At 63.4% G+C, this 505-nt stretch carries 1 protein-coding gene; it reads left to right on the top strand.

Annotated elements, in window-relative coordinates:
* A partial coding sequence (locus RBA40_RS33495) for a toprim domain-containing protein (protein WP_306653244.1) occupies nucleotides 1-505 on the top strand: 505 nt, incomplete at both ends.

Genomic DNA, 505 nt, shown 5'->3' with positions numbered 1-505 from the left:
GGAGCGCAAGCAGATCGATGCGCACGGCGTCAAGTTCGATGGCGACAAGGTCGTCGTTCCGGTGCGCGACATCGACGGCAAGGTCTGGTCGGCGCAATCGATCCGTCCCGGCGAGGATGAAGGCAAGACGTTCGAAAAAGGCGGCCGCCGCTCGGGCAACATGCACGTCATCGGCGACATCAAACCGGGCGCCGATGTGCTGGTGTCCGAAGGTTACGCGACCGGCGCCTCGCTGCACCAGGCCACCGGAAAACCGGTGGTCGTCGCTTTCGATTCGCGCAACCTCGACGCCGTGGTCGACTCGGTGAAATCGCGCCATCCGACCAATCCCGTGCATATCATGGCGGACAACGACAAGCACTCCCAGCAAAATGTGGGCGTCGAGAAGGCGACCGCCGCCGCAGCCAAGCACCAGGTCGGCATCGCGTTCCCCGAGTCGAAGACGCCTGGCAAGGTATCCGACTTCAACGACCTGCATGTACGCGAAGGGTTGCCGGCGGTAAAG

Origin of the sequence: Massilia pseudoviolaceinigra, assembly GCF_030846505.1 — a bacterium.
GTDB lineage: Bacteria > Pseudomonadota > Gammaproteobacteria > Burkholderiales > Burkholderiaceae_D > Telluria_A > Telluria_A violaceinigra.
Note: the sequence above shows the minus strand (reverse complement) of the source record. Positions and strands in the feature narration are given on the sequence as shown.